Annotated in this window: 14 protein-coding genes; 7 read left to right on the forward strand and 7 right to left on the reverse strand. The window is 38.1% G+C overall.

All coding sequences use genetic code 11. The annotated features are described in order from the left end of the window. Positions 1 to 75 precede the first annotated feature (75 nt). Positions 76 to 2781, reverse strand: coding sequence for an endo-1,4-beta-xylanase (locus tag G7050_RS13975; RefSeq protein WP_166116499.1), 2706 nt, complete (start codon positions 2779 to 2781; stop codon positions 76 to 78). 505 nt (positions 2782 to 3286) lie between these two features. On the opposite strand from G7050_RS13975, the gene G7050_RS13980 reads away from it, so the two are divergent. From G7050_RS13980 to G7050_RS14005, 6 genes are all read left to right on the forward strand, one after another. Continuing rightward, positions 3287 to 5848 carry a hypothetical protein gene (locus G7050_RS13980; RefSeq protein ID WP_166116501.1) on the forward strand — a complete coding sequence of 854 codons (2562 nt, stop codon included), beginning with the start codon at positions 3287 to 3289 and terminating at the stop codon, positions 5846 to 5848. A gap of 114 nt (positions 5849 to 5962) precedes the next feature. Further along, positions 5963 to 8953, forward strand: a complete 2991-nt coding sequence (locus tag G7050_RS13985) for a TonB-dependent receptor (RefSeq protein WP_166116503.1) — start codon at positions 5963 to 5965, stop codon at positions 8951 to 8953. Between the two features lie 110 nt (positions 8954 to 9063). Further along, entirely contained in the window at positions 9064 to 10650 is a 1587-nt protein-coding gene (locus G7050_RS13990; RefSeq protein ID WP_166116505.1) for a RagB/SusD family nutrient uptake outer membrane protein, read from the forward strand. Positions 10651 to 10686: 36 nt separating this feature from the next. Continuing rightward, entirely contained in the window at positions 10687 to 11742 is a 1056-nt protein-coding gene (locus G7050_RS13995) for a SusE domain-containing protein (RefSeq protein WP_166116507.1), read from the forward strand. Positions 11743 to 11792: 50 nt separating this feature from the next. Beyond that, positions 11793 to 12833 (forward strand): glycosyl hydrolase 53 family protein, encoded by a 1041-nt coding sequence (locus G7050_RS14000; protein WP_166116509.1) that lies wholly within the window; start codon positions 11793 to 11795, stop codon positions 12831 to 12833. 121 nt (positions 12834 to 12954) lie between these two features. Next, entirely contained in the window at positions 12955 to 15405 is a 2451-nt protein-coding gene (locus G7050_RS14005; RefSeq protein WP_166116511.1) for a glycoside hydrolase family 2 TIM barrel-domain containing protein, read from the forward strand. A gap of 65 nt (positions 15406 to 15470) precedes the next feature. On the opposite strand, the gene nikR is transcribed toward G7050_RS14005, so the two are convergent. The 6 genes from nikR to G7050_RS14035 form a co-directional block, all read right to left on the reverse strand. Continuing rightward, on the reverse strand, positions 15471 to 15872 hold the full coding sequence (gene nikR / locus G7050_RS14010; protein ID WP_166116513.1) for a nickel-responsive transcriptional regulator NikR: 402 nt from the start codon (positions 15870 to 15872) through the stop codon (positions 15471 to 15473). Positions 15873 to 15927: 55 nt separating this feature from the next. Next, positions 15928 to 16695 (reverse strand): ABC transporter ATP-binding protein, encoded by a 768-nt coding sequence (locus tag G7050_RS14015; protein ID WP_166116516.1) that lies wholly within the window; start codon positions 16693 to 16695, stop codon positions 15928 to 15930. Positions 16696 to 16697: 2 nt separating this feature from the next. Continuing rightward, positions 16698 to 17711 carry an iron ABC transporter permease gene (locus tag G7050_RS14020; protein ID WP_221412805.1) on the reverse strand — a complete coding sequence of 338 codons (1014 nt, stop codon included), beginning with the start codon at positions 17709 to 17711 and terminating at the stop codon, positions 16698 to 16700. Positions 17712 to 17740: 29 nt separating this feature from the next. Continuing rightward, the gene (locus tag G7050_RS14025; RefSeq protein WP_166116518.1) at positions 17741 to 18427 is read right to left on the reverse strand and encodes a class I SAM-dependent methyltransferase; all 687 of its coding nucleotides are present in this window, start codon (positions 18425 to 18427) and stop codon (positions 17741 to 17743) included. Beyond that, the gene (locus tag G7050_RS14030; protein WP_221412806.1) at positions 18427 to 19440 is read right to left on the reverse strand and encodes an ABC transporter substrate-binding protein; all 1014 of its coding nucleotides are present in this window, start codon (positions 19438 to 19440) and stop codon (positions 18427 to 18429) included. The genes G7050_RS14025 and G7050_RS14030 overlap by 1 nt, the downstream gene beginning before the upstream one ends. A 76-nt stretch (positions 19441 to 19516) precedes the next feature. Further along, positions 19517 to 21676, reverse strand: coding sequence for a TonB-dependent siderophore receptor (locus tag G7050_RS14035; protein WP_166116520.1), 2160 nt, complete (start codon positions 21674 to 21676; stop codon positions 19517 to 19519). Between the two features lie 787 nt (positions 21677 to 22463). Here G7050_RS14035 and G7050_RS14040 point away from each other — a divergent pair. Beyond that, positions 22464 to 25973: a TonB-dependent receptor gene (locus G7050_RS14040; RefSeq protein WP_166116522.1), complete on the forward strand. Its 3510-nt coding sequence runs from the start codon at positions 22464 to 22466 to the stop codon at positions 25971 to 25973. The last annotated feature ends 2 nt before the right edge of the window (positions 25974 to 25975 follow it).

Here is a 25975-nt window from a genome sequence, read left to right on the forward strand (position 1 = left end):
TTTTGATATTGTGTAAATAAGGGTTACCCATCCGGATAACCCTTACTCCCAAAAACATAAACCTGAAATTAACAATTAAAATTCCACTATATTCCAAAAACTCTGCTTCGTATTTAATTCATTGTCAAAAACAAGGGGATAATCATACCTATTCGGCACAGGAAAGTTGTGCAACCATGTATAATTATCTGCCAATCCCCAGAAAGTAACACTACTGATTTTTCCTTTATTGGCACGGAACACTTCGAATATCATTTTATAAACATCAGCTTGTTGTTTCGCCAACTCGGGAGTCCATGCACGGGTTTCTTTTACCTGATTTTTGACTCCTTCGCCGTGATATGTCGTATAAACCGTAAGGTCTAGCTCTGTTATATGAATCTCAAGTCCTAAGGATGAAAACATATCTATCGATTTTTGAATATCTTCACGTGTAATGTCCTGCATACTCCAATGTCCCTGCATACCCACTCCATGAATGGGGACTCCCGCTTCTTTCAATCGTTTAAGCAATTGATATGCTTTCTCTCGTTTTTGAGGCTGAACAAGGTTGTAGTCATTATAAAATAACTTTACATTGGGGTTTATACGATGAGCAGTTCTAAAAGCACGCTCTATAAATGCTTCTTTGCATGCCTTATACCAAGGGCTGTCTGTTCGGTAAAACTCATCAGGCTTGTCAGATAATGCTTCGTTTACTACATCCCAGCAATACACATCGTCTTTGAAATGAGTCATCACATCGGTCATGTACTTCTCCATACGATTGTAGAGTGCTGTTGAATCAAGTGGATTGCCATTATCGTCTAAGAAAAACCATTCGGGCGTCTGATTGTGCCAAACAAGAGTATGTCCACGCAGCTTCATATTATTCTCACGAGCGAAACCGACAATGCGATTGGCATTCTTATAATTGTATCCTCCACTCTTTACCAGTAAATTGGCAGGTTTCATATCATTCTCTGCCGTCAGACTATTAAACTGCTTCTTTACCATGGCAGCTTCCTGACCGGCAAGGTGATTCATCGATACAGCAACACCCATTTGAAAATCATCTTTATACACTTCTTTCAAGGCAGGAATTACATTTGCCGAAGAAGCATACATGCCTATCATTACTCCTGTGAAGCCTCCCGCCGATTGTGTACTCAGATTTTTGGAATCTACATCTTCAGCAACTGCTTGCCATGTCTTTCCTGAATCGAAAGAGGCGAAAAAGCTGTATTTATCATTGTCTCCTGTAATCCTTAATTTTAGAGGGGTTTGTAAATATTTGTCAGGTATCGGAATTTGAGCTATGCGTTTTCTTTCTTTTTCCGAACGATCCAATACAAGTACCGCTTTGCTATTATCTATTGTTTTCCCGAAAACAAAATTAAATGTTTCGTTTTGATAACACACCAGTCCTGCTAGATCATGAGAGTTTTCAGGTATAAACAGTACTTCTGTTTCAGCCTCAAAAACAAGGTGTTGCTGACGGCGACCAATAAAAGCCGGATTATCCACATCGTAAATACTTCGGGGTATAGCGTCCAGTATAAGGTTACCATTTTTCAATTGCCACCATTCGCCACGAGGGGTACGTATAGATAACCACTCGTTTGCCAACGTATTTAGTTCAAAGTCATCTCTCCAAGTAAAGTTACCTGAGAAAAAGTTTGTACCATTCGGGGCAAGCCCTTTTTTCTTCACAACAGTGGGAACCGGAATCCCTTTCTCCAGAATTATTGGAAAGCCATCTTTCCACTTTACAGGCAACAGAAACGTTTCACGTCCTGTATTATAATGATTTCCCTCATAAGGGCGGCATCCTAAAAATACGGCGTACCACTCTCCCGTGGGAGTTTCTATCAAATCGGCATGACCTACACTGGTTACTATATCAGGACGAGGTTCTGCCATGTCTCGCTGGGTGAGGATAGGGTTGTTTTCATAAGGAACATAAGTACCTTTTACATTGTCGGAACGAAGAATCACTTCCGAATGGTTTACGCTTGTACCTCCTTCGGCAGCCATCAGATAATACTTACCATTTACTTTATATATATGAGGACCTTCTATCCAAACAGGCTTTTTACTGCGGTCTACACCTCCGTCTAGCAGTAATTTACGCTCTCCGAATGTCTTGTCGGTTTGTGTATCATAATCATGTATCCATATTGCTCTGTGCCCGTTCCATTCGGGAGTTCCTTCGGGTGCATCGTTATGTATAATGTATGCTTTGCCATCATCGTCAAAAAATAAAGAGGGGTCTATTCCTCCGACGTTGGGAAGTAGTATCGGTTCAGACCAATCGTTCAGCTTAGGGTCTTTGGTTTTTACTATAAAGTTACCGATACCATCTACACTTGTAGTTATCATATAGAAAGTATCGTTGTGCTTGTTATATTGTATATCGGGTGCATATATTCCTCCTGACAATCGAACACCATCCAATTGGAGTTGCGAAGGACGGTTCAATACAAAACCAATTTGAGTCCAGTTCACCAAATCGGTACTGTGTAATATGGGTACTCCGGGATAGTACGAAAAAGTAGAATGTACCATGTAATAGTCGTTTCCCTTGCGGCATATACTGGGGTCGGGATAAAACCCACTGACAATCGGATTAAAAAACTCATTTTTCGGATCAATTTTTCGATTAAATCGGCTGTCATTGCCTTTGTATTCAAAATAATCAAATTTGGCCTGATTAGTTTGTGCCTGAACATTTGTATTCGCTAAAGGCGTAAATTGAAAACCGATAGTCGTAACCAGTATTAGTTTTAAAATTTTCTGCATAATATGATAGAAATATGATGATATGCAAATGTAGAGTGAGTACAATAACACTCAAAAGATTCTTGTTACACATCCTTTCAAGTACGCAACCTCAGCTTCTTTATTTGTAACATTTACTTTCCTGTTTGTTACAAACCAAAATACTGCAAAATATTAATGCCAGTTAGTAGTTAGATGTATATGAATATTCTATTTTACTAATTTACCCTATCGGGTTTGTTTGTCCTCTTGCCCAAAGCTTTTTTGATTCCTTTTGTTCCTTTGGGTAAAAGAAATACAAGTAATCTTTGATTACGCGTTAGGAAAAACGGATATATAATATAATTACAATACTGATTGTTGCTGTTTATCAGTGTTATACGATATAGTTTGTCGATAGGTTAAATCTTTCCCATGTCCTTTTTATATCCTTTTATGTCCAATTTGTGACGGTCATTAATGGTTATTAGAGCCTATATTTGCTATTAATCGAGCCTGATCTAAAACCGTTAATACGAAATATACCATGAAAGTTTTTTTTATAGCCTTAATGTGCTTGCTATTCTCGTATCCGATATTTGCTCAAAAGGAGGATAAAATTGCAACTATTTATATAGACAAAGACGGAGTCATGCGATGGTCGGACTCTCATTCCGAAGCATCTTTCTATGGTGTAAATTATACATTGCCTTTTGCCCATGCTTACAGGGCGATGAACTATCTGGGGAAAGACCATAAAGAAGCCATTGATAGAGATGTATATCATTTATCCCGATTAGGATTTAATGCGTATCGCATACATGTGTGGGATGTTGAGATTTCGGATGCTAGAGGGCAACTATTGGAAAATGAACACCTGAACTTGTTGGACTATCTGATTTCAAAACTGAAAGAACGAAACATTCGGATATTGATTACTACTATGACCAATTTTGGCAATGGTTATCCCGAACGAAATCAGAATACAGGAGCATTTACCTATCTATATGATAAATGCCAGATACATAACAATCCCGAAGCTATTGCAGCTCAGGAGAATTATATCGGGCAATTGGTAAAACACTTAAACCCATATACTAAACAATCGTATAAAGACGATCCGTTTATAATAGGGTTTGAGATTAATAATGAGCCTTGCCACTCGGGAACTCCTGCCCAAACCGAAGAATATATAAACAAGATGCTGGCAGTACTCAAAAAAGCAGGAAATAAGAAGCCCGTCTTTTATAATGTGAGTCACAATATGTCACACACAGAAGCCTATTACAAAACCGATATACAAGGCACTACCTATCAGTGGTATCCTATCGGATTGGTTGCAGGGCATACACGCAAAGGAAACTTCCTGCCTTATGTAGATCAATATGATATCCCTTTTTCGAATTTGAAGAACTTCGATAAGAAGGCAAAAGCCGTATATGAGTTCGATCCTGCTGATATAACCTATTCGTATATGTACCCTGCCATGGCTCGTACATTCAGAAGTAAAGGGTTTCAGTGGATTACTCAATTTGCTTATGATCCTATGGATATGGCTTGGGCTAATACCGAATATCAGACTCACTTTCTGAACTTGGCATATACACCCAATAAGGCGATCAGCATGAAAATAGCTGCCGAAGTAGCTTATTTAATTCCCCGAAATCAAAAATTCAATACATATCCACAAGACACTATTTTCGATAAATTTCAAGTAAGTTATTTGCAGGATTTGAGTGTATTGAACAGTGGTGATAGATTTTTCTATTCTAATAATACGATAGCTAAACCAATTGCTCCCGAACAGTTGAAGTCGATTGCCGGATGTGGAAGTTCTCCCATAGTTAGTTACGAAGGAACAGGCGCTTATTTTATCGACCAATTAGAAGATGGAGTTTGGCGATTGGAAGTAATGCCCGATGCAGTTCAGATACAAGATCCTTTCGAAAAGCCATCTTTGGATAAAGAGGTAGTAACTATTGCTTGGAATGAATGGAATATGAATATTAAATTATCTCAATTAGGCGAAAATTTTAAAGTAGCAGCTATTAACAAAGGAAACCATTTCAATAAAATATCCAATGGAACAAGTATTGCTATAAAACCGGGAGTGTATTTGCTGACTCAAGCAAATTATATGCCTAAAGATAAATGGGATGTAAATACTAAATGGAAGAACATCACTTTAGGAGAATATGTTGCTCCCGAAGCACGTGCAAAAACTTTCTCAGTAGTTCATCATCCTGATAAAGTAATAGAAGCTGATAAATCTTTACAGATAGAAGCCAATATTGTAGGACCTGCATTCCCTGATTCGGTGATTATTTATACAGATAAAGTATCGTTTTGGTCAGATAAGAATCCCTATATAAAAATGAATCGTACGCATGGATATACTTATCAAGCAACCATTCCTGCGGTGATGATCGGGGAAGGAGTATTCAGATACAATATTATAGTATGCGAGGGCAGTAAGAATTATACATTTCCTGCGGGTATAGAAGGAAACCCTCTTGATTGGAATTTCTATCAGTCTAAATATTACGAAAGCAGGGTAGTGTCACCTACCAGTCCAATTGAATTGGCAAAGATCACAGATGAGTATAGTGATATTGAAGCTTATGGAGTACCTGAAACTTCATATATAACCCGAAAATTAAATGTGAGTAATTTAACTGAAAGTAATTCGCTGAACTTTAACTTCAAAATAAAAGACCCAGACGCACGTTTCTTTTGGAGAAAATATATAAGAGATTACGTTTCAACCAGAAGAGAGCGTTTACAACAAGCCCAATATGTATGTGTCGATATTAAAAATACAGAAGGTATAGACAATTTGAAAATTGGTTTTGTAACTAGTAACGGATTCACTTATACATCGAAAGTTTCTTTAAACGATAAAGGTGTAATAAGGGTTAGATTATCAGACTTGAAACAAGACGTAACTACTTTACTTCCGTCTCCTTATCCGACATTTTTAGAACGGACTTTTATTCCTGACACTCAAATACCATTCAAAATTGGAGACATCGAAATATTGCAAATATCAACAACAGATAATATAACTGAAAAAGCAAATATAGAATTGGGAAGCGTATGGATAGAATAAGATCGCATACCCTTTTACCACTTTGGCAAGTATTATGACCAAAGATAGTTGTCATTAAAAATGTGGGGATTATCCCTATAAGAACAAAACCTTATCTTAAAACATATTTAAACCATGAAGAGATGTATTAATTTGAAGAAACTTGTTCATTTACACTCCATAATAGCACTATTGATTTTAGCGCCATTGGTTGTAAATGCGACACCTCGCCCCATAGAGCAAGAAAGCTTACAGGCGAGTAAAACGATAACCGGAACAGTGATTGACGAAGCTAAAGAACCCATGATTGGTGTCGTGGTAAAAGTGGTGGGTACAACATTGGGAACGGTTACGGATATAGACGGAAAATATTCGATTGCTTTACCTGAGGGTAAGACTGAATTGGAGTTTTCTTTTTTGAGCTACGATGCACAAACGGTATCAGTAACAGGCAAAAATGTTGTAAATATTCAACTACAACCTAAATCACAGCAGATTGCCGAGTTTGTTGTAGTGGGTTATGGTACGCAGCTTAAAAAAGACCTTACAGGTACAGTTACCAGTGTAGGAACTAAAGATTTTAACCCAGGTTTGATAAATTCACCCGAGCAGTTGATAAATGGAAAGGTAGCCGGTGTTCAGATTATGTCTAACAGTGGTTCGCCTTCTGCAGGAAGTACTATCCGTGTTCGTGGAGGTGCCTCGCTTAATGCCAGCAACGATCCTTTGATTGTATTGGATGGAGTACCCTTGGAAAGCGGAGGTATCAGCGGTAACAGCAGCAACTTCCTGAGTTTGATTAACCCCAATGATATAGAAAGTATGAGCGTACTTAAAGATGCCTCTTCTACAGCTATTTACGGATCGAGAGCATCTAATGGGGTTATCATCATAACTACTAAAAAAGGATCATCCAATAAGTTGAATGTTAGTTTCAGCTCAACTCTTTCGTTGCAGAATAAAACAAGAGTAGCAGAAACTCTTTCGCCTCAACAATTCAGAGATTTGATAACTGAACGAGGAAATACTCAGCAAAAAAGCTTATTAGGAGATTACTCTACTAATTGGAACGATGAAATCTATAAAACAGCTTTCGGAACAGATAATAATCTTAGTGTTGCAGGAGGTTTTTCAAAAACAGTTCCGTTTCGATTCTCAGTAGGCTATTATGATCAGGATGGTATTTTGAGAACCGATAATACGAAACGTTATACAGGAAGTGCGGTGGTAAGTCCTTCATTTCTTGAAGACCATCTGAAATTTAATTTCAATGTAAAAGGGTCTGTCAATAAAAATAGCTTTGCCAATACTACAGCTATCTGGAATGCAGCAGCATTTAATCCTACTCAACCCGTTTATTCGGGGAATGATGCTTTTGGAGGTTTTTACGAAAGTTTAGATAATACAGGAGTTCCGGCAACAGGAGCTTTGCTGAATCCCGTAGGATTATTGTTGCAGGAGGAACATTTCAGTACCGTAAAACGTACTATCGGAAACATGGATGTGGATTATAAACTTCACTTTCTACCCGAACTGAAAGCCCATCTTACTTTAGGCTACGATTATGCCAAAGGAGAGGGAACCAACTATATTCCTGCAGAAGCAGCCTTTGCTTACAAAGTAGGAGGTACAGATAATGAATACTCACAGGAGAAAATAAATAAATTATTTACAGGTTATTTAAATTACAACAAAAACCTGAAAAGTATAAAAAGCACATTGGACGTAACAGCAGGATACGATTATCAGTATTGGAGAGCAAAAAGCCCTCAGTTTTTTAACACCAATGTGGCAGGCGAAGTGGTAAGTACATCTGCCGCACAAGACCAGACACACGTGTTAATCTCTTTCTACGGAAGGGTTAATTATTCATACGATTCTAAATATTTATTTACAGGAACTATCCGCCGTGACGGATCGTCACGCTTCAATCCTGATAACAGATGGGGTGTATTCCCTTCGGCAGCCATAGCATGGAGAGCTTCACAGGAACCTTTCCTTGTGGATAATCCTGTAGTAAGCGATTTGAAAGTACGTTTAAGCTATGGTGTAACAGGACAACAGGATGGTATTGGAAACTATTCTTACCTGCCTATTTATACATTAAGTAACGACTATGCCCAATATCAGTTTGGAAATAATTTTTATCACTTGTTCCGTCCAACCACTTATATTTCCGATTTGAAATGGGAGACCACAAGCTCTTATAATGCAGGTTTCGATTTCGGATTCCTCAATAATCGCATCAATGGTACTTTCGATTATTACAATCGTAAAACGAAAGACTTACTGGCAACAGTAGCCGTTCCGGCAGGTACAAATTTTTCCGAAACTGCAACTACTAACGTGGGTAATGTAGAGAGTAACGGGCTGGAATTTGCCTTGAACTTTATCCCTGTTGATAACAAAGACATGACATGGTCTTTCGGATTTAATGCAACTTATCAGAAAGTAAAAATTACTAATCTTACGTTGGTAAAAGACGCAAATTCACCCGGTTCATATACCGGTCCGACAGTGGGAGGACAAGGTTTGCAAATTCTTACCGAAGGATATGCTCCTAATATGTTTTATGTATATAAACAAATATACGATGAGAGTGGAAAACCTTTGGAAGGCATGTTCGCCGATTTGAATGGCGACGGTGTGATCAACGAAAAAGACTTGTATCGCTATCATTCGCCTATGCCCGATTATTTATTGGGATTCAACTCTCAGTTCAGATATCAAAAATGGTCTTTAGGATTTGTGCTTAGAGCCAGTATTGGTAACTATGTGTATAATAATATGGCGGCAAGTTTGGGTGCATGGGAAACAATGCAGTATGTAACATCTGCTATAAACAACCTGTCTACAGATTTTTTGAATACAGGATTTCAAACCCGTCAATATCGCTCCGATTATTATGTGCAAAACGCTTCGTTCCTGAAAATGGATAATATATCGTTGGGATATAATGTGGGTAAAGTATTCAGAGGGCCGAATATGAGAGTAGGAGCATTGATTCAAAATGTATTTACGATAACAAAATACAAAGGAGTCGATCCCGAAATATTAAATGGATTTGACAGTCAGTTCTATCCACGACCAAGAATATTCTCATTGAGTGTTAATCTTGATTTCTAAGGTCTCAGACCTTTTTATGACTTTGGTAAGTGAAACGACCGGAGCCTGTTATGAATTAAAAGTATATCATTAAATACTTTCTAATACTTAATCAATCAAAAGCTGAAGAAATGAAAAAGATAAAATTATTATATATAAGTATGATGGTGATGACACTAGGTTTGTTCTCATCATGCCTCGACGATCTGAATCAGATTCCCCGAATAGAGGAAACATCCGAAACGGTTTATAGTACACCCGAAGGAATCAGACAGGTACTAGCCAAGCTATATGCTTCGCTAGCTATTGCAGGACAGGAAAAAGGAGATGCCAATACTGACCTCGGAGGACAAACCTACAGGGGGTATATGCGTATTTATTTCAATTTGCAGGAATTGCCTACCGACGAAGCTATTTATACATGGGGTGGGGGCGATGCTCTGAATAATGTGCAATTTATGTCGTGGAACTCTTCTGACGAATGGACAGGGGCTATGTATTACCGTATTTATTATACAGTAGCATTGTGTAACGAATTTCTGCGTAATGCTACCGACAGTAGGATTTCGGGATTTTCAGAAGCCGATAAAGAAGAGATCCGAAAATATCGTGCCGAAGCCCGATTCCTGAGATCATTGGTTTATTACCATGCTTTGGATTTTTACGGTAATGTTCCATTTGTAACAGAAGCCGATCCTGTAGGAGCGTTTTTTCCTCCACGTAAAACAAGAGCAGAACTGTTTGATTATATTGAGTCTGAATTGAAAGATATCGAAACTCAATTACCCGAACCTCTGCAAAATGAATTTGGTAGAGTAAGCCGCGCAGCCGCATGGTCGTTATTGGCAAAACTATATCTCAATGCAAAAGTGTATATAGGTACGGATAAAAATACCGAATGCATAACCTATGCCTCTAAAGTTATTGCCGGAGGATATAGCTTGGAGCCTATTTATGCTAACCTCTTTAAAGCAGATAACAATCTGAGAACAAATGAAATTATATATCCGATACAAGCAGACGGGCAAAAAATAACTACTTGGGGATCGACCACCTATATGGTTTCGGGACCTATCGTAGGAGCTATGGTTGCTTCTGATTATGGAGTACAATCGGGTTGGGGAAGTATTCGTACCCGTAAAGAATTTGTGGGCTTGTTTAATGATGTAACGGGAAAGACCGATAAACGGGGTGCATTCTTTACAGAAGGACAAACGTTGGACATTGATGATCCGACTATTCAAACACAAGGATATTCTATTGTGAAGTTTGTCAATAAAACATCGACAGGACAAAACGGCTCGAACTTTGCCGAAGGATTGGTGGATACGGATTTTCCGATGATTCGTCTGGCAGATGTATACTTGATGTATGCTGAGGCTGTAGTAAGAGGCGGAACAGGCGGAAGTAAAGCTCAGGCTCTAGATTATATCAACCTGATACGAAAAAGAGCTTATGGAAACGATTCGGGAAATATAACCTCTGATGATCTGACTCTTAATTTTATTCTGGCAGAAAGAGGTCGTGAATTGTTTTGGGAATGTACACGTAGAACCGACCTTATACGTTTTGGGAAGTTCACAGGTTCTTCTTACATCTGGCAATGGAAAGGTGGAGTACGGGATGGAAAAGCTACTGATAATAAGTACAATCTATTCCCTCTGCCTGTAGCAGATTTAGCCGCAAATCCTAATCTGATACAAAACGAAGGTTATTAAGTAAGTCTGAACCTCAAAATTTTAAAACGAAACATTATGAAATCTTTAAATTTATATATATTCTTATTGCTGGCTACTTTATTGGGTATGTCCTGCGAGAATGACGGAGATAGGGTTGTACTTTCGGGCTTTCAGGAAGCCGAATTGAAAGCAACTGCAACTAATGTTGTATTATCGAATGAAAACAGTGGAAAATTAGTCTTTTCATTGATGTGGGACGCAGGGCAATTGCAAAATACTTATTCCGAAAGATATGGTATTTCGGCAACAGCATTGACAACTACACTTCAGTTTTCAACTCAGAATACATTTAGCGAAGTGAAAGAAGTGGTCGAAACATCCAGTTCTAAATCATACACAGGTAAGGCTCTAAACTCTTTGGCGTTGAGTCTGGGTTTGGAAACAGGTAAAGCAGCTACTATCTTTATACGGCTAAAATCTTCTATTGCAGCTAATATACAACCGTTATTCAGTAATGTGATTGAATTGACAGTTACTCCTTATGAGGAAATCGCATTTTTATACATGCCGGGAGATTTGAGTGGTGGATGGGACAAATATACAACTAAAGTATGTTCTCGTGCCGGAAACGGTGAGTACGAGGGCTTTGTGGAAGCAGCTCAATGGAATAACTTTAAGTTCACTACCGAAATGAGTAGTACTTCGGGTATTACCTATGGATCGTCTCCGACTGACCTTTATGCTCTTGATTATAGTAAAGATCAATGGAATATATGGTTCGAAGAAGGAGGCTATTTCCTTATTAAAGCAAATACCAATACCATGAAGTGGAGTAAAACAGCAATCACAGGCTTTTATGTTACAGGCGAATTTAATGGATGGAATCCGACTGCCAATGCGATGACGTATGATTCTGCTAAAAAACGATGGACTATCACTTGTAATATTACCACTACTTTGTACGGTATCCAAATATTGGCAAATGGAGATTGGGCAATGGCATACGGCGATGATAATAAGAATGGAGAATTGACTCTCGGCGGAGCCAATATAGTAATCAATGAACCGGGTACTTATACCATTACTATGGATTTGAGCAATCCTGAAAAATATACTTATACAATAAAATGAAACCCCGGAGGGTGATTTTACGTAGAGTTACCCTCCTAATAGATAGAATTATGAAATTATCAATAAACAAAATAATAGTAGCACTCGGTTTATGTGCGTTGGTAGGATTTGTTTCTTGCAGTGACGATAACAACGGGTCGTCTATTCCCAACCCTTCAACCGATACTTTTGCTAAAGGAGCCGATGTAAGTTGGATTACCGAAATGGAAGCATCAGGTAAGAAATTCTATAATACAGCAGGAGCCGAAATGGAGGGGATGAAACTTCTGAAGAGTTTGGGTACAAATTCTATCCGTCTTCGAGTATGGGTAAATCCTGCGGATGGTTGGTGTGATACCGACGATCTTTTGGTAAAAGCATACAGAGCTAAAAATCTGGGCATGCGTATTATGGTCGATTTTCATTATAGCGATACGTGGGCAGACCCTTCGAAACAAACTAAGCCTGCTGCCTGGGTAGACTTGAGTTTTGATGATTTGAAAAAAGCGGTAACGGCTCATACAACCGAAGTTTTAAGCACCCTTAAAGAGAACGGAATAACTCCTGAATGGGTACAGGTTGGTAACGAAACAGGCAATGGCATGTTATGGAATGATGGCAAAGCCGATATAAATATGAAAGGATATGCCGAACTCACAAATGCGGGATATGATGCGGTGAAGGCAATTTTCCCCAATACCAAAGTAATTGTACACCTTCAAAACGGACAAGATAACGGTTTATTCAGATGGTTATTTGATGGACTGAAAGCAAACGGTGCTAAATGGGATGTTATAGGAATGTCTCTTTATCCGACTGCCGAAAACTGGAAAGATATGAATAACAGTTGCCTCGCTAATATGACAGATATGATAAGCAGATACGGTTCTGAAATTATGATTTGCGAAGTAGGTATGAGTTGGGATGAAGCCGAGGCTTCAAAAGAATTCCTCACGGATCTTATTGCTAAAACCAAATCATTACCTAACGATAAAGGATTGGGTGTATTCTATTGGGAACCTCAAGCCTATGGCGGTTGGCAGTCGTATACACTTGGTGCATTTGACGACGAAGGCAAGCCAACCATTGCATTAGACGCATTCCGCAATTGAAATATCTTATATCAATCCTGTAGGGTTTTATTGCATACGCCTTTGGTAAATTCTTCTTTCGGGTGTATGCAATACGCCTCTACAGCGTGATATTTTTGAAAAAATCACTAAACACAATATTATGAAGAAAATAACTTTATCCCTTTTAGTCTTATTTTGCGTTACGGTGCTACAGGCACAAACAGCAAGGGAAGAGTTTTTATTGGAAAAAAACTGGAAATTCAGTAAGGGAGATTATCCTGATGCCATACAAAATAATTTTAATGATAAAAGCTGGCAATCGGTTACAGTCCCTCACGATTGGGCTATATACGGACCTTTCGACCGCAAGCACGATTTACAGGAGGTAGCTGTCACTCAGAATGGAGAAACCAAAGCCACTATAAAAACAGGTCGTACAGGCGGACTGCCTTATGTAGGTATAGGCTGGTATCGAAATACATTCAATGTGGATCATTTCAAAAAAGGAGAAAAACGGGTTTCGCTTCTTTTCGATGGGGCAATGAGTGAAGCCAGAGTGTATGTAAATGGTAAAGAAGCATGCTTCTGGCCATTGGGATACAATTCGTTTCATTGCGATGTGACCGACTTGTTGAATGCCGATGGCAAAGACAATATTCTAGCGGTACGTTTAGAAAATAAGCCGCAATCGTCACGATGGTATCCCGGAGCAGGATTGTATCGAAATGTACATGTTGTTGTAACCGATGAGGTGCATGTACCTGTTTGGGGTACTTACATTACCACTCCTTTTGTATCGGAAGAATATGCTTCGGTTAAGTTGAAAACCGAAATCGAAAACTCCGATAATAATGATGTGCGAATAGTAACCGAGATATTGGATGCTGATAACAAAGTGGTAGCAACTAAGGATAATACTTTAAAAATCAATCATGGAAAACCTTTCGAGCAGAATTTTATAGTCAATAATCCTAATCTTTGGTCGCCCGAAACACCATATCTTTATAAAGTAGTTTCAACAGTTTATGTAAAAAATAATAAGGTCGATCAATATACAACACGTTTCGGAATCAGAGATATAAAACTGATTGCAGATAAAGGATTCTTTCTGAATGGTAAAAAACGAAAGTTTCAGGGAGTATGTAATCATCACGATTTAGGACCATTAGGTGCAGCTATCAATGTGGCAGCACTTCGTCGACAATTGACTATGCTTAAAGATATGGGTTGCGATGCCATCCGTACGGCACATAATATGCCTGCTCCCGAATTAGTTAAGCTTTGTGACGAAATGGGTTTCATGATGATGATAGAACCCTTTGACGAATGGGATATAGCCAAATGTGCCAATGGATATCATCGCTTTTTCGATGAGTGGGCAGAAAAAGACATGGTAAATATGATTCGTAACTATCGAAATAATGCAAGTGTGGTAATGTGGAGCATTGGAAATGAAGTACCTACACAATGTAGCCCCGAAGGTTATAAAGTAGCGTCATTTCTGCAAGATATCTGCCATCGTGAAGATCCTACCCGTCCTGTTACTTGTGGAATGGATCAGGTAACTTGTGTCCTTAATAATGGCTTTGCAGCCATGCTGGATGTTCCGGGATTTAATTATAGAGTACATCGTTATGAGGAAGCATACAATAAGTTGCCACAAAATCTGGTGCTTGGTACCGAAACATCATCAACCGTGAGTTCACGTGGAGTATACAAATTTCCGGTGGAGAAAAAAGCCAATGCTGTATATGACGACCATCAATCGTCGTCTTACGATTTCGAATATTGTGACTGGTCTAACTTGCCCGATGATGATTTAGCTTTGGCAGACGATCACGATTGGACTATGGGACAATTTGTATGGACAGGATTCGATTATTTGGGAGAACCTTCTCCTTATGATACAGACGCATGGCCTAACCATAGCTCGATGTTCGGAATAATAGATTTGGCAAGCATACCTAAGGACAGATATTATTTGTATAGAAGTATCTGGAACAAGAATGATAATACACTTCATATTCTGCCTCATTGGAATTGGGAAGGACGTGAAGGGCAAAAAACGCCTGTGTTTGTATATACTAATTATCCGAGTGCAGAATTATTTATCAATGGCAAAAGCTATGGTAAGCAAACCAAGAATGATTCTTCGGTACAAAGCCGTTATCGTTTGATGTGGATGGATGCTATTTATGAACCCGGTGAAGTAAAAGTGGTTGCTTATGATGCTCTGGGAAAAGCTGTAGAAGAAAAAACAATTCGTACGGCAGGTAAACCCCATCATATCGAACTGATTCCCGACAGAACCCAGTTATCAGCAGATGGAAAAGATCTGGCTTATATCAATGTTCGTGTAGTTGACAAAGACGGAAATCTATGTCCTAACGATCAGCGGTTAATAAAATTCTCGGTAACGGGAGATGGAAAGTACCGGGCTTCTGCAAATGGAGATCCTACCAGTCTCGATTTGTTTCATTTGCCTCAAATGCCTCTTTTCAATGGGCAATTGACTTCTATTGTTCAGGCAGGCGAAGAAGCAGGTGAGTTAGTATTTGAAGCACAAGCGAAGGGGCTAACGTCAGCCAAAATTACTATTAAAGTAGATTGAAGAAGATACAATAATTCAAAAACATCATAGTATTCAGGTATTCAATACTATGATGTTTTTTCGTTTTATGAAATCATGGTAATGGTTAAATCGCCATGAATGATACCTTTAACAGCGGTGAGTTCGTCGGCTAACTCTTTTAGAGCAGAAGCCTGACCTTTTAATGCAATTATTTCCATGCACATATCATGATCGAGGTGAATGTGTTGAGAACATAAAATTACATGATGAAACTTATGCTGTATCTCTGTTATTTTATCCAATAACTCCCTTTTGTGGTGGTCAAATGACAAAGTGATAGAGCCGCCTACAATCTTATCGGAATTTCTTCGGCTTTCGATCTCTACCTTCTTAATCAAATGGCGGATGGCTTGCGAACGGTTTGGAAATTTATTATCTTCTATGTAGTTATCTAATAAATCCAATACTTCTTTTTCTACGGATACTCCAAATCGAACTACTTTCATCTATCTTAGTTTTAATTAATAATGTGTCGCAAATGCAATAATTTAAACAAGTTGGTTAGCCAATTTCACCAAAAGGCAACATGAATTTTTTATTATCCCTCACAAATTCGATGAAGCTCATATTATATACTTTTTCCAATAAGTTAATGTTTGCTTCTGCCGGATTATTGGGTGTATGTATGCAGCCATCGTGTAAATAGCAAAAGTGATCGGCATACTGAAAGGCCAGAGTAGGGTTGTGCATAATGGCGACAACGGTGAAGTTATTTTCGGAGTATTCTTTCAGTTTTTCCATTAGATAATGCTGATAATATACATCCAAATGATTGGTGGGTTCATCTAAAAGTAAAATCTTAGGATTCTGCATTAGCAGACGACCAATCATTACTATCTGTTGCTCACCTCCTGATAACTGAGTGTATGGTTTATGCCTTAAGTGGGTGATCGATAAATCTTCCAGAATTCTGTGAGTCAGCTCACGGTCTTCTTTTTTAGGGGAAAAACCCGAAAAGGCGGTTCGCCCTGTCAGTAAAATTTCTTCTACCGTAAACGAAAAGACCGATTGGGTAAATTGTGGCAAAAAGCCTATCAAAGATGCTCTGTCTTTGAAACGAAGCTTGTTAACTTCCCTGCCGCAAATACTGATGCTTCCTTGGTAATCTTGCAACAATCCGGCTATGATTTTAAACAGGGTCGACTTTCCACCCCCGTTGATTCCCAGTAATACCGAAAACTTGTTTTCGGGAAATACAGCATTAACCTCTTTTAGTATGCATTTGTCTCCGTATGCGTAATGCAGGTTTTTTATTTGTATAGCATTCATTGTCAATTCCAATTCAATTTATTTTTTCGCATTAAAAAAACAAAGAAAGCACCGCCCAAAATTGTGGTGAAAATACCGATGGGTACCTCAAAAACAAATAAAGCGCGTGATAAGTTATCAATCAACAGAAGAAAACTACCACCCAGAAAAATATTTCCGGGGATAGACTTACTATTGTCGGAGCCCAATAACATCCTGACTATGTGAGGCAGGAACAAACCATAGAAGCTAATGATTCCCGCTACAGCAACGGTTGTAGTAGTCATCAATGTGGCACATACGATTAAAATAAGTTTGTCGAAAGACGGATTTACTCCTACCGATTTGGCAGCATCATCGCCCAGTGCCAGCAGGTTAATCCGCCATCGGTACAGGTAAACAATAACTATTGAAATCAGTATTGGAAGAAAAGCCCGTTTGAGTTCGATCCACGATGCAGCATGCAGGTTTCCCATAGTCCATTGTACAATGGCTTGCAGTTTATAGGGGTTGCTGATATATTGCACAACGGTGAGCAAAGCCATGAATACTCCCGAAACAATCATTCCCGAAAGGACAATCGATATGGTCGACATTTGTTTATTGGAACCTGCAATCAGATAAGTCAGAATAACAGCCAGTGAACCAGCAATAAATGCAGAGGTGTTTACTAAATCCAATGAATATAGAATTGCCAATGATGCCCCGAAAGCGGCTCCCGACGAAATACCTAAGATATACGAATCGACCAATGGATTACGAAAAATTCCCTGTAATACAGCTCCTGATGTCGAAAGGGCAGCACCCACCAGAAAAGTCAGCAAAATACGTGGCATCCTTACATTGATAAGTATATTTGAGATCATCTGATAACGTGCAGCTTCGTCCATGTTCAAGCCGATGTCCATGATTTTTTTATATAATAGTGGCAGATAATCAAATGCGTTGACTTGTGCCGACGATCCTATAAATAAAGATATAATCAGCATGGGCAGAGGTAAGCCGAAGCATAATATATTTGCAATTTTTTTACTCAAGAGATCGTGTATTTATGCGGTAATTTATATTAGGGTTTAAAAGCTGTCAATTGAAATAGTGACGAAGCGACTTCCGGCTGACGCAAAATTCGGTTTTGTGCTTTTGTGTCAACTGCTATTTGTTTGAAGCCTACTTTTTCGAGCAGTTCAATATCTCTTTGCGGACGGCTGTGTTTGCTGATATCTAACTTACTTTTGATCACATTGGCTTGCTCCATGATTCCCACAGGATATTTTTCGTGTCCTTCTTGACTGAATTGCATATCGCCGAAATCACCGTCGAAGTTGAGAAGCATTCCACCCGATTTTAATACTCTGAAACTTTCTGAGTAAAATTTTTCCACATCGGGAGTTGTCCATGTCATTAATCTTGTAAAGACTAAATCGAAACTATCTTTCGGGAATTGTAGGTCCTGTGCATCCATTATGCGGTAATGAATGTGAGTACCTAAATTATCGGAAACCGATTTAGCTTCGTCAATCATATTAGGGGAGAGGTCAACGGCTGTGACTTCATATCCTGCCAAGTATAATATATTGGCAAAATATCCTGATGCTGTGCCGACTTCCAATACTTTATTTCCCGATAGTTTTGGGAGCAGCGATTTAAAGTGATTTAACCAATATTGTGTTTCGGGTAGAGTCCAAGCCTCTTGTTTCTCCTCCCGCCAGATGGCACTCTGTTTATCCCAATATTTTGCTATTTCTGTAATCATTATAAATATTTTATAAGTTCTTTTCCTGTGTTTTCACCATAAAGTTCCAGCAGTATTGCTTTGATTTCTTCTTTACTATCCTTTCCCTTCGAGCCGTAAGCCCAATTGTTAATTGCTACTGCTGCACAGAGTGATTTGAATGTATGAGGATTGTAAAAAAACATCGGTATCAGGTTATGAATCTGCTTTTGTTGTATAGCGGTTATCCCACTCAACTCCTTTTTATTATAAAATAAATCGGGGCTATCATTCCACATAACAATCATATCCGGATTCCATTCGATTAGTGTTTCGGGATTGATGTTGGGTTTATCTATTTCCGATGGGCAAACATTTTCTACGCCTGCTAAATCGAGGCAATCGTTCATCATACTGTTGCGTCCTGTGGTCGAAAAAATGCGACCGTTAGCCCATGTGAAATATACAGTTTTTGGAAGTGAGTCTTTTTTGGAAGAAGTACGTTCATCCAGTTCTTTTATTTTATTCTCGGCATAAGTAATTAACTGTTTGCCTCTCTCTTCTTTTCCGATAAGGAGCGAAATATCGTTCATTTCCTTTTTGAGATCATCGTATCTGGCAGCCGCTGCAATATATACAGGTATATTCATTTGTTGAAGCGTTCTTACAATACTTTCAGGTAATTGCTGGGCAATAACCAAATCGGGATTTAGTTGTATGATGCTTTCTAAATTGGCAAGCTCGTTGCTGCCCGGTGTTGCCAGTTGTTTGTTTAGAATGCGTGAGTCGATATGCTTGTAATAGTCGTATAATTCGTTATCGAAATAAGTTTCAGCCGGAATACCTACCAGTTTATCTTGTGCTTGAAGCATATATATAACATCTACCGATGGGTCGAACAGGCATACTATGCGTTCGGCAGGTTTAGAGATATGTATTTCATTTCCCTGAATATCGGTAACCGATATTTCTTTGGTATTTTCGGATCTTTTGTCGGTAGAGTTGCTGCAACTCGTTACGAAGATCATTCCTATGAATAAATAAAGTAGACGCATAATATTTTATAAAAGAGGGTGTTTTTAATGTTACTTTTTAACTGTAATTTCCCATATTGATAAACTATACCTTCAATTATAAGTTTAGGGTAATCGAACAGCGATAATTTACCGGTGGCAATTGCACCCAATAATACATGTCATTTCTTTTCCATGCCGTCGAATACTGGTGGCTATCCAAAATGTTATTTACCATAAGGTTGATACTGAATTTTCTTTTGGAATACGATACACCTCCATCCAGTCTGAAAAAGTCTTTTAGATCCTGAGGATCACTTGATGTAAATCTTTCGGCTCTGCCAGCCATGTATTGGTATCCTAAAGACAGGCTAAAACCCTTTATGCTTTTAAATGGCAGTGCATAATCGAGCCAAGTGTTTTGTATATGCCTGATACGGTTCGGAGTCGGTTTGCCTACTAAAGCCGGATTTTTGTCGTCTTTTGTGATTTTCGAGTCCGTGTACGCGTAATTTATTATGACATTAAGCCCTTTGACGATTTGTCCTCTGAGGTCAAACTCTATCCCTTTCGATTCGTTTTCACCCGATTGATAAATATCATTGTTAACAGGATCTTTTACTATGTTCTGACTTCGGGTAATATGATAGACCGATAGAGTTGTATTCAGTGCCTTGTTGTTCCAATCCTTTTTCAGTCCAGCTTCGAAACTCTTGCCTCGAATAGGTTTTAGAGGATTTTTCTGATAATCGATACCTGCTTGCGGTATAAACGAATTATCGTATAATCCGTAGATGCTGAATGATTTCGTGATCAGATAATTAGCTCCTATTCTAGGAGTGAGAATCCAATCCGAAGCATCGGTTTTTTCTCCGTATTGATTAAAGTCTGCCTCAAATTGAGTTAACCGTATCCCTCCGTTAATTTTAAGTTTGTTATGTAGTAAACCAATTTCATCCATAACGTAAAACGAAGTGTAGTAAAGCTTACTGTCGGTTAGATTTTCGGGAGAGTTAATCTGGTTTTCGGAATCAAAATCTCCACCTGTGCCGTTATTGTTAATCACATTTGCATATACCGGATTTGTTATATCCAGTGGGTAAATAGTCGATGCAGTATTCCATGTATCTTGTGTTTTGTTGTGTTTGTGATTGAAATCGATTCCGGCAAGGAAAGAATGCTTTACTTCTCCTGTAGAGAAATTACCTTGAGTAAAAGCTTGTGCCGAGAAAATATTGTATTTCATGCCATCATAAACATAATATCTGTCAAGGATGTTCGGGTTGGTCTCGTTTTTCCCGTAAACCCAGAATATAGTTCCTGCCGATTGACTGTTAATTTCCGATAGTTGACCGGTAAAAGACCAGTTTTTGTTTATTTTTTTCTGAAAGTTCGCAAAAACATTATGATCATTGGCTTTATATGGTCTCGAACTGGGATCGGTGATGCTGAAGTTTCGCGGAAGCGAACCAAATCCGTTGGGTGATATTTGTGCTTCACTAAGCATCATATAGTTGAGCCTTTGATAAATATACTCGACCGTTAGTGTAGTATTTTCATCAAACTTATATTTTAGGGAAGGGGCAATCAGAATACGCTCGTTACTATCGAATCGAAGGAATCCTTTTTTATTCATACCCATAATATTGAAGCGGTACAACAGCTTGCCTTTGTTATCTAATTTTCCCCCCAGATCGGCTTCTGCTCTTATAAGCCCGAAACTACCTTGTATAACGCTGAATGTTTTCTTATTGATACCTGTCGGTTTTTTTGTGATGATATTATACGAACCGGCAGGATCTCCCAGCGAATTCATAAATCCGGCAGGTCCTTTTATAAACTCAATATTTTCTATTATGGCTACATCATCGCCAATGGGTCCTTTTAACAAAGGGCGTAAATCTACGCCGTTGCGTTGTGCCGAAATATATCCGCCCCGCATATAAATATCTGCCGAAATTCCGTTATGAAGCTCTTCTCTGAAAGCTCCGCTGACATTACGGGTTATGCTTTCGTTTACATTTAGCGAAAATTGGTCTTTCAGTACTTCTGCACTGATTAGTTGTATATTCTGTGGAGTTTCGAGCAATTGCTGTTGAATCCTTAAGCTGCTGGATAGTTTATCAGTCCTGTATTTCTTGTCGTTATTACTTTCTATAATAACCTCATTTAGAGTAATTATTTTTACGCTGTCGGCTTCTATTTCGGTGGCCGAGGCGTAGTTTTGTACTGTGCATAGCATATAGGCAATGCAGATTGTTGTCAGTTTCTGTTTCATGATATGCAGGGAGTATGCTTAAGTTTATTTATTTTGTTATTTGAGTCACACGATATTATTTTTTGTTGTTACTATTTTAAACAAATATTCTACAATTTTGTTTAAAGCGTTATTGATTTATTTTAGTTGCAAATAACCGATAATCCTTTTTATCTGTATTTAGTATGTGTTTGTTTGCTAGTTTTTTATGTCGTTTGTGTGTTATTCTTTTTTATCTTTACTCTGTTTTCTATCGAGCTTGTAGGTCATAAATGCTATCTACTAAGCGAATTTATTCTTAAATAGAATTTATTTTAATATATTCTTATTGTCTCTTCATATATGCTTTGTAGTTACCCTTCTTGTTTATATTAAAATAAATATATAAAATATAATAAAAGTTAATTAAGCTGTTCTTTGTTTACTTTTTAAGGTTTAGTTACAAAAATTTATTATACATTTGAGGGGTACTTAATTTCTATATTAGTTTAGAAATTATAATGCTTAATATTATATTGCCTGTGTCATATATTGTGTATTAATCTTTATGTCTGATCATAATGGTTTTAGAATATATTTATATATATCTTTTTTAAACCATATGCTTTGATCTTTATTGTTTTTTGTTTTTCCAATAATCAGTTTGTATTAATGCTATATTCTTCTTTATATATTAATATTGACTTGTTTTTATTGTTAATAAATACTTTATTTTGTATGTAACCATTAAATAGTTAAACCTTAAATAAACCTTCTCTATGTTGCTATCGAGGAATTATAATTTTATTAAAATTAAATCAACTAGTGTATGAATGCATTTAGAAAAAAGACAAATTTATTGTCGAAGAAATGGCTGTCTTTGCTGTTTTCTTGCTTTTTCGCTTTAATATGGGGTACTCAGCCTGTATTAGCTAATCTTGGAGGATCCAACACTCCTTTTGAGTTACAACAAACAATTCAAAAAGTCGAAGGGGTTGTAAAAGACAAAGCAGGGGAACCATTAGTAGGTGTAAGTGTTGTTGTTAAAGGCACAACATCAGGAACTGTTACCGATCTTGATGGTAAATATTCGCTGAATATTAATACTTCTAATCCAGTTGTTGTATTTTCTTATATTGGTTATAAACAACAATCTATTACTCCTACCAAAACAACTTTGAATGTCGTTTTAGATGAAGATTCTAAAATGATGTCGGAGGTTGTAGTTGTAGGGTATGGTCTTCAAAAGAAAGAAAACTTAACAGGTGCTGTTTCTTCGGTGAGAGTAGATGAAACACTGGGAAGCCGTCCTATTGCCGATGTGGGACGTGGACTGCAAGGTGCAGTACCCGGTCTTACGGTTACTATTCCAAGTGGAGAGGTGGGATCTGACCCTACCATGAAGATTCGTGGACAAGTAGGTTCTTTGGTGACAGGATCGTCATCGGCTCCTTTACTTCTGGTTGATAATGTGGAAGTTCCTAGTATACAAATGATAAATCCCGATGATATAGAATCTATTTCAGTTTTGAAGGATGCTGCTTCGGCATCGATCTATGGTTCTAAAGCTGCATTTGGTGTTATACTGATTACTACAAAAAGAGGTGCTAAAACCGAATCTTTATCTGTGACTTACTCGAATAATTTTTCTTGGCAAAATGTAGCTAAGAAAATAGATATGGCTGGTGTTGATGGCTTGGAATATAGTTTGCTAGCTGCCGAAAGAATTGGCTCGACTACAGCCGGGGTATTTTGGAAAGTAGACAGAAACAGCTACGAGAGATCGAAAGAATGGATGTCTCAATATGGAGGATCAGTAAAGGCTACAGATCCGATGATTTATGGTCGTGACTGGTACAGACAAGGATCTTCTAATATGGGGGTACGCATATATGATCCGTATGAAGTAATGATTAGAGAGTGGGCACCTGCTCAGACTCATAATTTATCAGTAAATGGAAGAAGTGGAAAAACCGGCTATAACATTGGGCTTGGTTATTTGCTTCAAAATGGTATGACTAAACCGGCAGAACATGATGACTTTAAGCGTTATAATGCTTCTGCGAACGTTACTACCGATATTAATAAATACTTGACGGTAAGAGCCGGAACAATTTTTGCAGATCGTACGAAACGTTATCCGGGTTCTGCTGCAACAACATCCGATCCTTGGTATTATATGTATCGCTGGAGTTCTATTTCTCCGATTGGTGTTCAAGAAGATGGTGTAGATTTGAGAGAACCTACTGCTGAAATACGTAATACAAAAACTGCAAGTATCAGAAATATATATCACAATATAAATCTGGGAGCAACGGTTAATATTACCAAAAACTGGGATTTTAAATTTGATTACACTTTTGCCAATCAACAAGATATAACCAGCAAAGCATTGGTTGACTTTACGGCAAGAGATGCTTGGGGTAGTACTGCTGCTCCTGTTTTGAGAAAAGATGCACAGGGAAATCAGATCTATGTAAATACTGCAGGACAACCTGTTTCTGGTGATACTCCCGGTGCTATGGCTGCATATCAGTTATCGTTGATTACATATAACCCTCCCGGAGGAGCCGGAAATACTCAGAATAATATCTATCGTAAATCGAGAAATACAGATGAAGGTATTATTAATGCTTATTCTACCTATAATTTGAAATTAGGCAAGGAAACCGAACATATATTTAAATTTATGTTGGGGATGAACCGTGTAACTAAGAAATATGCTGAAAACTGGACTCAGAAAACAGGTTTGCTGAATTTTAATAATCCTCAGTTTCCTTTAGCTACAGGTACTGTAACAGGAAGTGGTGAAGAATACTGGGAAAGTCAGTTAGGATATTTCGGACGTGTGAACTATGCTTTTCAAGATAAATATCTTGTCGAAGGTAACTTACGTTACGACGGTTCTTCTAAATTCCCAACACATTTGAGATGGAGATGGTTCCCTTCTTTTTCGGCAGGTTGGGTAATTAGTAACGAGCGTTTTATGGAATCTTTAAATTCAGTAATGAATTTTGCAAAATTGAGAGGTTCATGGGGATCGGTAGGTGATCAGTCTGTACCAAACAATTTATATGTGCCTATCTTAACTAACTATACAACTACTTGGTTGAATGGAGATACACAATTCGAGTCGTTCCGTAATCCTCTAGCCGTTCAGTCGGATATAACCTGGCAAGATATCGAAAACTTAAATATCGGTATTGATTTCAGATTTTTGAAAGATAAAATCGGAGTTTCGGTAGATTGGTTTCAGCGTAAAACCAATAATATGATTATTGAAGGAGATGCTTTACCATATACATTCGGAACACCAGCACCTCAAGGCAATTATGGTAATCTTAGAACAAGAGGTTGGGAAGTTGCTGTAGATTTTAATCACAGATTTGCAAATGGCTTGTCGATAAACGGACTTGCTACATTCTCAGATGCAACAACTTATATTACTAAAAATGCAGACTATTTACTTCCGAAAGAAGACAGGTCTATTGATAAGCAATTTACCGGAAGACGTTATGGTGATATCTATGGTTATAAAACCGATAGGTTGTATCAATGGTCTGATTTCGAGACTGATGCAAATGGTAACTTGGTGACTACAACTGTGAAAGTAAATGGTGTGGACAAAACGGTTTATAAACTTAAAGGTGAAGATCCTGTATATCAGGCGAAGCTCGAAAGTGGTAATTTTAAATTTGGTCCCGGTGATGTGAAGTATGTAGACCTTAATGGCGATGGAGCAATTAACGATGGAACAAGAACTGTAGGAGATATGGGTGACCTTACTGTAATTGGTAATTCAACTCCACGTTACGAATATGGATTCCGTGTAGGTGCCGATTTCAAAGGATTCGATATGTCGGTATTTTTCCAGGGAGTTGGTAAACGCGATATCTGGGGAGCAGGTCCATTGGCTATTGCCGGTTTTAACTCCAATGATGGTGCTATGCCTCAGGCTATTGCAGGCGATTTTTGGAAAGAAGACCGTACCGATGCATTTTATCCTCGTGCATTTAATCTGTCGGGTAGTGCTAATGTATATAACATGCAACAACAATCTCGCTACTTGTTAAATATGGCTTATCTGAGAATGAAAAACCTTACGTTTGGATATTCACTTCCGGCTGCTACACTTCGAAAAGTGTATTTGACTAAAGCACGCTTTTATGTTTCATTCGAAAATTTGTTGACTTTTGACAAATTAAGAGGTTTACCGATCGATCCTGAAGCTGTTACAGGTTATTCTATGTTTAATGAGAATAATTATAACGGTGGTCGTACCGGAACGGGTGTTCCAACATTTAAGACTGCTTCGGTGGGGGTTCAACTAAGTTTCTAACT

Source organism: Dysgonomonas sp. HDW5A (genome assembly GCF_011299555.1).
Taxonomy (GTDB): Bacteria; Bacteroidota; Bacteroidia; order Bacteroidales; family Dysgonomonadaceae; genus Dysgonomonas_A.